Origin of the sequence: Mesorhizobium sp. M7A.F.Ca.CA.002.15.2.1, from assembly GCF_003998715.1 — a bacterium.
Taxonomy (GTDB): Bacteria; Pseudomonadota; Alphaproteobacteria; order Rhizobiales; family Rhizobiaceae; genus Mesorhizobium; species Mesorhizobium ciceri.
Genome location: NZ_RZPI01000006.1, coordinates 16738 through 28902 on the forward strand (window position 1 = coordinate 16738; position 12165 = coordinate 28902).

General features: G+C 62.2%; 14 protein-coding genes. 8 read left to right on the top strand and 6 right to left on the bottom strand.

Going from position 1 to position 12165, the window contains the following annotated elements; genetic code table 11:
* Positions 1-68: 68 nt before the first annotated feature.
* Positions 69-791 carry a DUF4336 domain-containing protein gene (locus tag ENZ74_RS00975; protein ID WP_224620599.1) on the top strand — a complete coding sequence of 241 codons (723 nt, stop codon included), beginning with the start codon at positions 69-71 and terminating at the stop codon, positions 789-791.
* Here the strand turns inward: ENZ74_RS00975 and ENZ74_RS00980 are convergent.
* The gene (locus ENZ74_RS00980; protein ID WP_013530130.1) at positions 754-1719 is read right to left on the bottom strand and encodes a LysR family transcriptional regulator; all 966 of its coding nucleotides are present in this window, start codon (positions 1717-1719) and stop codon (positions 754-756) included. The genes ENZ74_RS00975 and ENZ74_RS00980 overlap by 38 nt on opposite strands.
* A 101-nt stretch (positions 1720-1820) precedes the next feature.
* On the opposite strand from ENZ74_RS00980, the gene ENZ74_RS00985 reads away from it, so the two are divergent.
* The 3 genes from ENZ74_RS00985 to ENZ74_RS00995 all read left to right on the top strand — a co-directional run bounded on the left by ENZ74_RS00985 (position 1821) and on the right by ENZ74_RS00995 (position 3422).
* Positions 1821-2723, top strand: coding sequence for an alpha/beta fold hydrolase (locus ENZ74_RS00985; protein WP_063168783.1), 903 nt, complete (start codon positions 1821-1823; stop codon positions 2721-2723).
* 180 nt (positions 2724-2903) lie between these two features.
* Positions 2904-3149, top strand: a complete 246-nt coding sequence (locus ENZ74_RS00990; protein ID WP_013530132.1) for a hypothetical protein — start codon at positions 2904-2906, stop codon at positions 3147-3149.
* 57 nt (positions 3150-3206) lie between these two features.
* The gene (locus ENZ74_RS00995) at positions 3207-3422 is read left to right on the top strand and encodes a hypothetical protein (RefSeq protein ID WP_063168782.1); all 216 of its coding nucleotides are present in this window, start codon (positions 3207-3209) and stop codon (positions 3420-3422) included.
* Positions 3423-3484: 62 nt separating this feature from the next.
* Here the strand turns inward: ENZ74_RS00995 and ENZ74_RS01000 are convergent, their stop codons facing one another.
* Positions 3485-3925 (bottom strand): DUF2267 domain-containing protein, encoded by a 441-nt coding sequence (locus ENZ74_RS01000; protein WP_013530134.1) that lies wholly within the window; start codon positions 3923-3925, stop codon positions 3485-3487.
* Positions 3926-4142: 217 nt separating this feature from the next.
* Between ENZ74_RS01000 and ENZ74_RS01005 the strand changes: the two genes are divergently transcribed.
* Together ENZ74_RS01005 and ENZ74_RS34895 are read left to right on the top strand one after the other, a co-directional pair.
* Entirely contained in the window at positions 4143-4604 is a 462-nt protein-coding gene (locus ENZ74_RS01005; protein ID WP_244514337.1) for a hypothetical protein, read from the top strand.
* Positions 4598-4828 (top strand): hypothetical protein, encoded by a 231-nt coding sequence (locus ENZ74_RS34895; protein ID WP_244514335.1) that lies wholly within the window; start codon positions 4598-4600, stop codon positions 4826-4828. The genes ENZ74_RS01005 and ENZ74_RS34895 overlap by 7 nt, the downstream gene beginning before the upstream one ends.
* Positions 4829-4861: 33 nt before the next feature.
* Here ENZ74_RS34895 and ENZ74_RS01010 read toward each other — a convergent pair whose 3' ends face one another.
* The 3 genes from ENZ74_RS01010 to ENZ74_RS01025 all read right to left on the bottom strand — a co-directional run bounded on the left by ENZ74_RS01010 (position 4862) and on the right by ENZ74_RS01025 (position 7971).
* Positions 4862-5779 carry an NADP-dependent oxidoreductase gene (locus ENZ74_RS01010; RefSeq protein ID WP_013530136.1) on the bottom strand — a complete coding sequence of 306 codons (918 nt, stop codon included), beginning with the start codon at positions 5777-5779 and terminating at the stop codon, positions 4862-4864.
* A gap of 212 nt (positions 5780-5991) precedes the next feature.
* On the bottom strand, positions 5992-6348 hold the full coding sequence (locus ENZ74_RS01015) for an SPW repeat protein (RefSeq protein WP_027162069.1): 357 nt from the start codon (positions 6346-6348) through the stop codon (positions 5992-5994).
* A 645-nt stretch (positions 6349-6993) separates the two neighbouring features.
* Positions 6994-7971, bottom strand: coding sequence for a hypothetical protein (locus ENZ74_RS01025; RefSeq protein ID WP_063168781.1), 978 nt, complete (start codon positions 7969-7971; stop codon positions 6994-6996).
* Positions 7972-8555: 584 nt separating this feature from the next.
* On the opposite strand from ENZ74_RS01025, the gene ENZ74_RS01030 reads away from it, so the two are divergent.
* The gene (locus ENZ74_RS01030) at positions 8556-9269 is read left to right on the top strand and encodes a DNA helicase (RefSeq protein WP_013530139.1); all 714 of its coding nucleotides are present in this window, start codon (positions 8556-8558) and stop codon (positions 9267-9269) included.
* 20 nt (positions 9270-9289) lie between these two features.
* Here the strand turns inward: ENZ74_RS01030 and ENZ74_RS01035 are convergent, their stop codons facing one another.
* A complete protein-coding gene (locus ENZ74_RS01035; protein WP_013530140.1) occupies positions 9290-10237 on the bottom strand; it encodes a hydrogen peroxide-inducible genes activator in 948 nt (315 codons plus the stop codon).
* Between the two features lie 265 nt (positions 10238-10502).
* On the opposite strand from ENZ74_RS01035, the gene katG reads away from it, so the two are divergent.
* Positions 10503-12165 (top strand): catalase/peroxidase HPI (gene katG, locus ENZ74_RS01040; RefSeq protein ID WP_127312640.1); only part of this gene is annotated, 1663 nt, incomplete at its 3' end.

Below are 12165 nucleotides of genomic sequence, written 5' to 3' on the forward strand. Positions count from 1 at the left end.
CGCCGCATTGCGGCAGCCGCCAATCCCGCGAAGGGTCGACTGTGGCGCATCGGAATTCAAGCGGCTCTATGGGAAGCAATGTGCAAATGGCTGGTAGTCTCAAGGAATTCGGCCTTGGGATCTGGATTGCGGATGGTCCGATCGTCACGGCGGCCGCCGGCTTTCACTATCCCACGCGTATGGCCGTTATCGGATTGTCCGGGGGCGGTTTGTTCATCTGGTCACCGGTAGAGCTCACGAACGAGCTGCGCGCCGATGTGGACGCTCTGGGCGTGGTGCGCTTCCTGATCCCGCCCAATTCGCTTCACCACGTGTTTCTCGCTGACTGGCAGCGCGGCTATCCCGATGCCAAGGTCTATGCGCCACCCGGCCTGCGGGAAAAGCGCCGAGATATCCTCTTCTGCGGCGAGCTCGGCGATACGCCTGCCGCCGACTGGGCGGACGATCTCGACCAGGTCGTCGTGCGCGGCAACAGGATCACCACCGAGATTGTCTTCTTCCACCGCGCAAGCAGGACAGTGTTGTTCACCGATCTGATCCAGCATTTCCACGCCGGATGGTTCAAGGGCTGGCGGGCGCTCGTAGCCCGGCTGGATCTGATGGTGGCCGCAGAGCCCTCAGTGCCGCGAAAATTCCGCGCCGGCTTTACCGACCGGCGCGCCGCGCGTGCCGCTCTTCAACGCATACTGGCATGGCCGGCCGAAAGAGTGCTGATGGCGCACGGCGAACCAGTGACGGAGGACGCTCAAACGTTCATCCGTCGCGCTTTTCGCTGGCTGGTTGGCCGCTGACTTCCTCGGCGGATTTCGGCGCTTCGAGCACACGGCGCAATGCCGGCGCTTCCTGCTGGATATGATCCCACAGCCGGTTCGCGATCGGCCCATGCGGCCGGTCGCGGCGGCGCGCCACCACCAGTTCGTCGGTGCGGCCCGGCAGATGACGGCCGGCAATGGAGTGCAGGCGTCCGTCCTGCAGTTCTTCCTCGATCAGGAAGCGGGGCAGGTGGCCCCAGCCAAGGCCCTGCAGGATGATCTCCTTCTTCATGCCCTGGTCGGCGACGAGGCATTGCGGCGCGCCTTCGATCAGCGAATAGTTTTGTTGTGGCGAATGGCGGGCGCTGTCGCGCATGACGCATTGGGTGAGTGCCTGCATCTGGTCCGGGGTGATCGGCTGCTCGATACGCTGAGGCAGAAAGCCCGGCGCCACCACGGGAATGAAGGACACCTTGCACAAATCGACCCATTCCACCCGCGCATCGCCCTTGTCGACCCAGTGCAGGATCAGGTCGGCTTCGTCGTCGAAGAGACGCTCCCATGGGCCGCCCACCGCTTCGAAATGCAGATGCAGGCGCGTGCCGGGCAACTGTGCGAAGAATCGCCCGAGCATGCCCAGCACCTGCGGGCGCGGGCACAGGTCGCCGATCACCACATGGATCTCGCTTTCCTCACCCATCGCCAACTGGGCGGCATGGACGCGCAAACCGTCCATCTCGCGCAGCAGCGATAGCGCTCGGCGGTGGAACGACAGCCCGGCCTCGGTCGGACGCACGCGATAGCCGCTGCGATCCAAAAGGACGAGGCCGAGCTGTCGCTCCAGCTTGGCGACGGCGGCGAACACCGCGGGGTGCGAGCGATACAGCATGGCCGCCGCAGGCTGAAAACCGCCGGTGCGGACCACCGCATCGAAGCATTGCAGATCGTGCAGGGTGAATTCGGCCATGTCAGTTTTTGTTACAGAGATTGTCTTATCTTTGTAATATCAACAAAATCGCTCCACAGCTAGGCTCTGTCTCGTTCAACGTTCCAGAAGGAATCTTCATCATGAATGAGCTGAATTTCGTCACAACGGGCGATGGCACGCGCATCGCCTACCGCTTCGACGGCGAGGCAAGCAAGCCGGTGCTGGTGCTGTCGAATTCCATCGGCACCACGCTGCACATGTGGGATGGGCAGGTCGGCGAATTGTCGAAGCATTTTCGTGTCCTGCGCTACGATTTTCGCGGCCATGGCGGATCGAGCGTTCCGGTCGGCGCCTATTCGCTGGACCGGCTTGGCCGCGACGTCATCGAGTTGCTCGATGCGCTCGACCTGCAACGCGTACATTTCCTTGGCCTGTCGCTCGGCGGGTTCGTCGCGCAGTGGCTCGGCATCCACGCGCCCGAGCGGATCGACCGGCTGATCCTGAGCAACACCTCGTCGCATCTGGCGCCGGCAAGCTATTTCGACGAGCGGATCGCTGCGGTGCGCCAGGCGCGGGACATGTCGGAAACCGCCGAGACGTTCCTGAGCAACTGGTTCCCCGCGTCGCTGGTTGCCGCCAACGAGCCTGTGGTCGAAGACTTTCGCGCCATGCTGCTGGCTATCGACCGGCAGGGCCTGGCGGGTCTGTTCGCGGCGGTTCGCGACGCGGACCTTCGCCGCACCGTGGCACTGATACCCCGGCCGACGCTGGTGATCGCTGGTCGGCACGACACGGTGACGGCAGCCAGCCACAGCGAGCTGATCGCCGCGACGGTACCCGGCGCGAAGCTGGTTGTGCTGCCTGCGGTCCATCTGTCGAACATCGAATATCCGGCGGAGTTCATCCAGGCTGTCATCGATTTCTGCGCGGAGCCGAGTGCCGCGACGGCAAAGGCATCCGGCACCAGCCCGGCGGTTGCCGAGCGTTCAAAGGACGCTGCGGTTCACAAGGGCGGGCGCCAGCCGGAGCCTGCGTCAATGTGAGCGCCGGGCCGAGCGGAGCCATCTGGCGAGAAGCTTTTCAACGCCTTTCGGAACGATCCCGTCACCTTGCCATTATCAGCACGAAGGCAGGCTCGGACAGGCAAACGCCGTAACCGACCTTAGAGACGGCCGGCGACGCACCACTTTCGGGCGCCGACACGAACACGCCGGAGGAAAGCGATGACTGGACGCAAAACCCACGATCAACAAATTCGCATCATTGAAGAGCGGGAAAACACAAAGAACGCCGGCAAGGATTTTGATGCCGAGGCGGATCTGAAACGATCAGCGGCGGAACGCGAAGCACTGCGCAAGGGAGCGGACATGAGGACCGATACACCGGACCTCGTCGATCCAGACGACCGCAACATGCTTCGCGGCAAGAATCAGGAAAGCGCCCATCACAAGAACCGTGCCGACGACTAAAGCGCGTCACGGACCAGCAACGCTCCTGGAACATTCGTCATAGATTGGAGGCAGCCCATGGCACACGGCAGCAAGAAGCACATCGGAGCAGGTTCACAAGGAAAGGGTTCCGGCACAGGCGCCATGACCGTGACGCCAAAAGACAAGCTCGAAGAAAACAAGGTTCTGTCCAATCGCGACAAGGCACAGCATTCCAAAGAACGCGGTTTGGACTCCAGGCAGGTCGCGACCGAGCAGCATCAGGATCATGCCGCCAACCGTTTGCGGGACTGACGCCCGACAGGGGCGCCAGCCTCGGCCTGGCTGTCCGGGGAGCCGCCAGATTCGTGCCATCTCTATTTGACACCGAGGCTTTCGGGCCAGAGCGCCTGGATTTCCTTCGGCAGCGCATCGCGCACCTTAGCCGATTGGCCAAGATCAATATGCCGTGCAAGAACTCGGAACACCGAGCGTGCTGCATCCTCGGGATCGACGGGGCGGATCGATTTCAATTCCTCGCCGATGTGCTGCGAGAAGTTTTCCAGGGAGCGCGTTTTGTCCGGCTCGGCTGCGGGCCGGTAGTGGTCGTAATAGGCGCCGCGCACCAGGAGCGGCAGTTCCGCCCCAAGTTTGGCCGCAAGCCCGATCTGCAGCCTGTCCCTTACGGTCCGCAGGACCGCGCCCAATATGTGCCATGCAATTCGCCGATCCGGACCATGATCGTCCATGATCTCGTCGAGCCAGATGTTGGTTGTCTGCAGCGTCCTGTCAAAGACATCCAAACCGGTAGCGCTCATCATCGCCTCCTCATCAAATTCATGTCTGGTTTCGAAACGATGCTCAGGGACAATCGTTTCGCTATCTGTCGACAAAATTGGCTCGGCCTGTGATCCGGCTCTGCCCCGGGATCCACGGTAGCGGTCTTGGTTGCGCCGGAACCCCTTCCGAAGCAGTTCGTTCCTGGGTGGGCGGCTTTGAGGAGCTGGTTGCGCGTCCTGCAACGGGTTTTTTGCGATGCCTGCAAGGAAGACAAAAACCACTGAAGGCGAGAACCGACAGCAACTCCTGCAGATGATGACGACGGAGCATTTGGTGCTGGGGACCGCCAGGGCGGCGACTATTCAGGAGGCGAATCAGCGCGCAAATTTGTTCCTGACTTCGGTATCCAGCGCCACGATCGCCCTTGCTTTCGTGGCCCAGGTGACGAGGATGGGGCTTCCTTTCATGCTGTTCAGCCTGATCCTGTTGCCGTGCCTCTACTTCATTGGGCTGGTGACATTCGTCAGGGCTGTGCAGGTGGCCATCGAAGACATGGTCCACGCCCGCGGCATGGCACGCATCAGGCACTGCTACACCGAGCTCACCCCTTCGATGGCGCGCTATCTGGTTCACTCCACCCCCAAACGGCTCTGCTGGCCGATGTCGGCCTCAAGCCAAGGCCCTGGCAAGCGTTCGCCGGAACCGCAGGGATGGTGAATGTCGTCAACGGTGCCATCGCCGGTGTCTTTGCCGGCGTGATGCTCAAGGTTGTCGTTGGCTCGATGGTCAGTCTCGCCGTGACTGTCGGCATTCTAGCTTTTGCGGTGAGCAACTGGTGCCTGTGGCAACATCACAGGCGCAGTTGGGCAAGCGCGGAACACAAGCTGAAGGTGCTGTTTCCAAACGTGCCGGACAGCGACGGCGAGGCGCGGATCGGATAACCCGTTCGAGAGGGGCAGGAGCATCAACTCGCGCTAGGCGGAAACCTCAAGCACGATCTTGCCACGCACATGCTCATTTTCCAGCCGTTCTTCCGCTTTGGCGACCTCTCCAAGCGGGTAGGTGGCTTGCACGAAGGGGGTGACCTTGCCGGCCTCGATGAGGCGGCCGATCTCGGCAAGATGCGCCGCATTCGGCTCGGCCAGGTAGGAGACGCCACGCGCCCGACGCAAGTTTGCCTTTTCCTGCGACGGTTGGGAAAGCGTGGAAACGAGCGTCCCGCCAGGCTTGAGCACCTCCCAGGAGCGCTCCTGCGTGTCGCCCGCGACAAGATCGAACACCAGGTCGACCGCATCGACGACCTCTTCGAAACGCTGATTCTTGTAGTCGACCGTCTGATCGGCGCCAAGCTCACGCACGAAAACGACGTCCTCGGCGGAAACGGTTGTCGCGACGAACGCGCCCGCGGCCTTGGCCAGCTGGATCGCCAGATGACCGACGCCGCCGGCGCCGCCATGGATGAGAACCCGTTGTCCGGATTTGAGGCCGCCATGATCGAAAAGGCCTTGCCATGCGGTGATGCCGGCAAGCGGCACCGCCGCGGCTTCGACATGGCTTAGACGATCCGGTTTGGCAGCCGCCTCCGTCGCCTTGACCACGACATATTCGGCATTGCCGCCCCGGTCATGACCAAGCATCGCAAACAACGGGTCGCCCTTCTTCAACGTATGCGCCCGCGTACCGCATATTTCCACCGTGCCGGATACGTCGCGCCCGAGCGTGACCGGCAGGGTCTCGCTCACCGACCCTTCGCGGGTCTTGTAGTCGATCGGATTGACGCTTGCGGCGCGGACCCTGAGCACAACCTCGTCGTCAAGGGGCTGAGGCGAGGGGACCTGATCGATCGAAAGAACCTCAGGTCCGCCAAAAGCGTGGATGCGGATTGCTTTCATGTCGGCATACCTCCTGTTGTCTGGCTTTCGGCGACGCTGTCTGCAGGGCTGTCGTCAGCGGCTGTGCAGCCGAGGTTGCGGCGGCAGGCACGCTGGCCTCCCGGCGGGCCACCGTCAGATGATTTTCCACCATCATCGGCGACCCAGCGGGATGCCAATTTGTCGGCGGCCAATCCGTCACGATCAGGCCGCCGCAAGGACGCCCAGTCCTGCTAGGCCGTAGACTGCGTCGGCGGGTTCTGGTTCATCATCCACAGCTCGATCGCAGCCAGAACCGCGACCAGAACGCCGATTACAACATGCACGCCCATGGCTGTGGTTGCCTGGAATCCAAGCACCCAGGGAGACACGACTACCCAAAGACCCACAACGAGGTTCAGCCATTCCTCCCAGACAGCAAAGGCGAAGAGGGCGGCAACCGAAAGCACGACAATCACGATGCCGCTGCCCATGGCATTCTGGGACTGTGTCCCTGCCGCGAAGGCGAATATCCATGGAGAGAAGAAGAGAATTGCTCCGAGGACCAGATTTGCTACGTCACAGAGCTTGGCATTTGACCATTGGTTCATGATTTTCTCCATCAAGCGTGCTCTCCACGCTTCCGAAGCTCAATCGGCGGCCTTGAAACCGTCGGTCACATGGCGGCAAGGCTACAACCAGACTTGCTGGCTTTCTAACTGGAGAGCAGGCCGTTGGTTCCAACCAATCGGCCTGGCACGGCACCGGGAACTCTCCTCGCCAGGAGCATTCAGCCACTCCCGATCCGTTCGCGACATACAACGCGGCGGGAAGATGCGAGGCGCAGGCGATTACCCATGTGATCGCCTCTCGATCATAGTCGTCACCCGGAGCGCCAGTCCTCGAAGAAGACGTTCAATGTAAGCGTGATGTGTTCGCGTTCTGGCAGCCTTCTGTGCCGCTTCCTTCCTGCCGCGGGTACCCTTGGTCCGCACTGCCTTGCGCGCGGCGGCGGAACGACCGGATGCGCCTTTCGTTTCGGCGGCCTTCTCGGCGGCGGCCGCCCGCGCCATGGGCGCGCGTTGTCTCTGGGGACCAACGCGCCGAGGTTACAAATGAACCTATCCCAGCCTTTGGCTTGCCGACATCGACGACGCGCGGGGAGTCAGACGCTGGCAAACCTCGGAGATCGGGATCGATACCGGTTCACGACGGGTTGCTGATCAATGCGCATGGTTCGCATGCCGAAGCGGACGTCACGGCTGCGTGCAAATCGGCACTGGCTGCGGCGGCGGTGCCGGATGATCCTTCCTGTATTGGGCGATGATCGGCTCGAGGGTCTTTCGCGGCCAGAATTTCGGTGTGCCGATTTCCTTCAGGCAGGACGCGTTCCAATAGGCGCCCGGCTGTGAATGGTTGGCTGCGACCGCGGCGATGTCGCGCGATTCCGGGTAGATGTAGAGCGTCGTCGGATTGTCCTTGACCATCGGGATAATCTGCTGCGCATCCGCCGGCGACCAACTGGTGCAGCCATTGCTGCGGCCGCCGGCATAATCCACCAGCTTGCCGAACGGTACGAAGCCGTCATGGTCGGCATGCGAGCTGTTCGGATTTTTGCGCAGGCACAGGCCGTGCAGCACCTGGGCCGCGTGGCCGCCGATCACCCGCTGCCTGGCGTTCGCGGCTTCGCCTTCGCCGTCGAACTGGATGAAGGTGCGCTGGAAAGCCACGTCCCGTTTCGCACCAGTGCGGTAATAACCCTTGAACGAGGTTTTCGCCTCGCGGGTCATATAGGCGCCGCCGGCCGTCAACGATGAATCCATCGCATTGCCGAAGTTCCTAGCGCACCGCTTGCCATTCGAAAAATCGACGACGCCCTTCAGATTCCGCCCGCTGCCATGACCCGACGAAATCGCGCGGAAGGACTCGCTGGCCTCGCAGATGACGTAGTAGCGGCGGCCGAGCACGCCATTGCCCAGATCGCTGGGGCGTGTCGCATCCATGGCGAAGTAGCAGGGGTTCTTGACGGCCCCTTGGGCGACCTTCTTCCGATAAAGCGCGCGGGCTCGTTCGAGGACAATTTGTGAGATCTGGCCCTCGCTGTTGCCGACATGAGCCTGCAACCAGGCCGGAACGTCAGATGATGCGGCAAAGGATCGAGCCGACACCGTCACGGCGATGACGGCGACGAAAAAGCTGGCGACGACGCCCAGACAAACAGATCTCAACCGCACCGGATCAATTCTCCTGTCGAAGCGAATGGCGATTTCTTGCGGTATTGCCGCGAGAATCGATCATAGATGGCCTCGCATTATCAGGCGAAACACATCTTGTTTAGCGCGCCCGCATGAAGATCCGCAAAGCAGGTCGACGCATGCAACGGCCCTACGCCGACATGCTGGCTCCAGGCTTGCGGCGGACGTCTTCGTATCCTTGAAGCAGGGCAACGAACTCGGGTTGGCGGGTTCCTTCGAGCTCGTCGGCGCGTTGGCTGACGGAGCATCAAACGAAAAACCCGCCTGTGCGGCGGGCCATCGGCGCAAATCAGCACCATGGACAAATATGTACCATAGCTGAGTGCAGGGAGTCAAGAAAAAATTCCTATCGCGAAAAGCCGCGGGTTCGGAACCTGATCTCTCGAGTTCCGCGATTTTCGATACGCAGGGATTGAGCTATCATCTGATTCTGGCGTGGCTCACGCCTCCTCCCTCCGCCGGGAAAGCATCATCCATGCAGGGCTCTCTCATCACCGAACCAACTGTTCGAGCGCTTGGCATAAGGAGGGGTTGCGAAAACGGCTCGCACCAGGAGGTTTGTCATGAAGCTGTCCGCGCCCATCTATCATCTGAAGCGTCAAGCCAGGCTGTTGTCCCGCGAGGCCAAAATTCCGCTCCACGAAGCGCTTGACCGTGTTGCAGTACGGGAAGGCTTCGCCAGTTGGAGCCTGCTTGCGGCCAAGGCAGCCGGGGCGGCGCCTGCCGGCACACTGTTTGCGCAACTTGCGCCCGGCGATCTGGTCCTGGTGGGTGCACGACCCGGCCACGGCAAGACGCTGATGAGTCTCGAACTGGCAATCGAAGCCATGAAGTCCGGCAGTCGGGGCGTGTTCTTCACGCTGGAGTATACGCAGCGGGATGTGCTCGACCGATTTCGAGCCATCGGGGCAGACCCGGTGCAGTTCAACGACCGGTTCGTGTTCGACAATTCCGACGCCATCAGCGCCGACTACATCGTCAAGGCATTGGGCTCGGCGCCGCGCGGCACGCTGGTGGTGATCGACTACCTGCAACTGCTCGACCAAAAGCGGCAAAATCCGGAGCTGATGGCGCAGGTTCGCACGCTGAAAGCGTTTGCCGGCGACAGGGGATTGATCCTCGTCTTCATCTCGCAGATCGACCGGTCCTACGACCCGGCGCAGAAGCCGGTTCCCGATATCGGCGATGTGCGGTTGCCGAACCCTCTGGATCTGTCGCTGTTCAACAAGACCTGCTTCCTGAACAAGGGCGAGATCCGGTTCCACGCGGCAGGCTGACGATCGGGTCAGCCAAGCCTTCATTGGGCGGCTGCTACCAAGTTCAGCTCAACCGATGCCGGATTGTGCTGCGCGCGCAACGTTTCGGCCGCCTGGCGAACCACTTCGGATATAAGCATCAGCTGTTTGGCGATCGGGCTTGTCTTGCGCCAGATCATGCCGATCGTCCGCGACGGTTGGGGGTTGGCAAAGTGGGCGACAGACACCGCCGCCGAGCGCGTCTCCACCGGCACGGCCATTTCGGGAATCAAGGTGACGCCGACACCGGCGCCGACCATCTGCACCAGGGTCGACAGCGAGCTGCCGTCCAGCAACTCCCTTGGCCGCGCCGAATGCATGTTGCAGAACGACAGCGCCTGGTCGCGAAAACAATGGCCTTCCTCCAGCAGGAGCAGCCGCATCTCGCGCAGCATTTCGCGGTTGGGGACCGGCTTTCCCTCGTCCTCGCCGGGCCGGACCAGCACGAAGTTCTCGGCAAACAGCACGATTTCCGTCAGCGAGGGTTCCGACACCGGCAAGGCGACGATGGCCGCGTCAAGCCGGCCGTCGGCCAGTTCCTGGATCAGCTTTTGCGTTTGCGTTTCGCGCACGTGGATATCGAGCCCGTCATGCATGCGGGCGAGGTTGCCGATGATGGCAGGCAGGAGGTAGGGTGCGATCGTCGGGATCACGCCGATGCGCAACCGTCCCACCAGCCGGTCGCGCGAGGCGCGGGCCAGATCCGTCAGCTCATCCACCGAGCGCAGGATGTCGCGGACGCGCAAGGCGAATTCCTCGCCGAAATTGGTCAGCCGGACCTGGCGTGGGCCTCTTTGGAAAAGCTCCGTGCCCAGCGTTTCCTCCAACTCCCGGATCTGCACCGAGATGGCGGGCTGCGAGATCGAGCAGGCATCGGCGGCGCGGCCGAAATGATTGTGCCGGGCCAGCGCCTCGAAATAACGCAGCTGCTTCAGCGTCAGGTTTGTCATAATGTCATCTTATCGCTGCAATCAGGAAATCCAACTTAAATTAATCAAGCGGCTTTGCTATAGGAGTCGTAACGAAGATGAGGAGCAGCCGGGACCGCCTGGTGAGGCGCATGCCCGCAGCAACAGGACATCCAACATATTCGGTCGCGTATCGGGCTCAGGTCATCGCGCCAGCCATGAAACGGACCGCCTACAGGGACATTTTTGTGTCCCTGTTCACGCAGCAGTTGAACAGCTCAACACAGCCACGATCGGAGAGAAGAACATGGACGCACAGACCGATGATCCCAGTGCCGGCAAATGCCCCGTTGCGCACGGATCCTCCAGCAGGACGAACCGTGACTGGTGGCCGAACCAACTGGACCTTGGCGTTCTCCATCAGCAGTCGAACCTTTCGGACCCGATGGGCGAAGAGTTCGACTATGCCGAGGAATTCAAGTCGCTCGATCTCGATGCGGTGATCAAGGACCTGCACCAGGTGATGACGGATTCGCAGGATTGGTGGCCGGCCGACTTCGGCCATTACGGGCCGCTGTTCATCCGCATGGCCTGGCACAGTGCCGGCACCTACCGCATCGGCGACGGCCGTGGCGGCGCCGGGGCCGGCCAGCAGCGTTTTGCTCCGCTCAACAGCTGGCCGGACAATGCCAATCTCGACAAGGCGCGCCGGCTGCTGTGGCCGGTCAAGCAGAAATATGGGCGCAAGATCTCCTGGGCCGACCTGCTGATCCTCACCGGCAACGTCGCGCTGGAATCGATGGGCTTCAAGACCTTCGGTTTCGCTGGCGGCCGCGCCGACGTCTGGGAACCCGAACAGGACGTCGATTGGGGTTCGGAAACCAAGTGGCTCGACGACAAGCGCTACTCCGGCGACCGCGAACTCCAGGGCCATCTCGGCGCCGTCCAGATGGGACTGATCTATGTCAATCCGGAAGGGCCGAACGGCAAGCCGGATCCGCTGGCCTCGGCACGCGATATTCGCGAGACGTTCGGCCGCATGGCCATGAACGACGAGGAGACCGTGGCGCTGATCGCCGGCGGCCACACCTTCGGCAAAACCCACGGCGCCGGCGATGCCTCGCTTGTGGGTGCGGAGCCGGAAGGCGCCGGCATCGAGGCGCAGGGCCTCGGCTGGTCGAGCAAGCATGCCACGGGCATCGCCGGCGATGCCATCACCTCGGGCCTCGAGGTGACCTGGACCACGACGCCGACCAAGTGGAGCAACAACTTCTTCGACAATCTGTTCAACTTCGAATGGGAGCTGACCACGAGCCCGGCGGGCGCTCATCAGTGGACGCCGAAGGGCGGCGCCGGCGCCGGAACCGTGCCGGATGCCCACGATCCGTCCAAGCGCCGCGCGCCTGCCATGCTGACGACCGATCTCGCGCTGCGGGTCGATCCGGCCTACGAGAAGATCTCGCGGCGCTTCCATGAGCATCCGGACCAGTTCGCCGACGCCTTTGCCCGCGCATGGTTCAAGCTGACCCATCGCGACATGGGTCCGGTCGTTCGCTATCTCGGCCCGCTCGTGCCCAAGGAAGAACTGATCTGGCAGGATCCGATCCCCGCGGTCGACCACGAACTGGTCGGCGAGCAGGACATTGCGTCGCTGAAGGCGAAGATCCTGGCATCGGGCCTGTCGGTTTCCGAATTGGTCTCGACGGCGTGGGCCTCGGCCTCGACGTTCCGCAATTCCGACAAGCGCGGTGGTGCCAATGGTGCACGCATCCGGCTGGCGCCGCAGAAGGATTGGGAGGTTAACCAGCCGGCGGAACTGTCGAAGGTGCTGGCCAGGCTGGAAGCCATCCAGAAGGAGTTCAACGCGGCACAGACCGGCGGGAAAAAGATCTCGCTGGCCGACCTCATCGTTCTCGGCGGTGTCGCCGCTGTCGAGAAGGCGGCGAAGGATGGCGGCCACGAGGCCAAGG

Bases quoted from the DNA above. Each gene is read 5' to 3' on its own strand.
- ENZ74_RS00975 (WP_224620599.1), top strand. From the start codon at position 69: ATGGGAAGCAATGTGCAAATGGCTGGTAGTCTCAAGGAATTCGGCCTT.
- ENZ74_RS00980 (WP_013530130.1), bottom strand. From the start codon at position 1,719: ATGGCCGAATTCACCCTGCACGATCTGCAATGCTTCGATGCGGTGGTC.
- ENZ74_RS00985 (WP_063168783.1), top strand. From the start codon at position 1,821: ATGAATGAGCTGAATTTCGTCACAACGGGCGATGGCACGCGCATCGCC.
- ENZ74_RS00990 (WP_013530132.1), top strand. From the start codon at position 2,904: ATGACTGGACGCAAAACCCACGATCAACAAATTCGCATCATTGAAGAG.
- ENZ74_RS00995 (WP_063168782.1), top strand. From the start codon at position 3,207: ATGGCACACGGCAGCAAGAAGCACATCGGAGCAGGTTCACAAGGAAAG.
- ENZ74_RS01000 (WP_013530134.1), bottom strand. From the start codon at position 3,925: ATGAGCGCTACCGGTTTGGATGTCTTTGACAGGACGCTGCAGACAACC.
- ENZ74_RS01005 (WP_244514337.1), top strand. From the start codon at position 4,143: ATGCCTGCAAGGAAGACAAAAACCACTGAAGGCGAGAACCGACAGCAA.
- ENZ74_RS34895 (WP_244514335.1), top strand. From the start codon at position 4,598: ATGGTGAATGTCGTCAACGGTGCCATCGCCGGTGTCTTTGCCGGCGTG.
- ENZ74_RS01010 (WP_013530136.1), bottom strand. From the start codon at position 5,779: ATGAAAGCAATCCGCATCCACGCTTTTGGCGGACCTGAGGTTCTTTCG.
- ENZ74_RS01015 (WP_027162069.1), bottom strand. From the start codon at position 6,348: ATGAACCAATGGTCAAATGCCAAGCTCTGTGACGTAGCAAATCTGGTC.
- ENZ74_RS01030 (WP_013530139.1), top strand. From the start codon at position 8,556: ATGAAGCTGTCCGCGCCCATCTATCATCTGAAGCGTCAAGCCAGGCTG.
- ENZ74_RS01035 (WP_013530140.1), bottom strand. From the start codon at position 10,237: ATGACAAACCTGACGCTGAAGCAGCTGCGTTATTTCGAGGCGCTGGCC.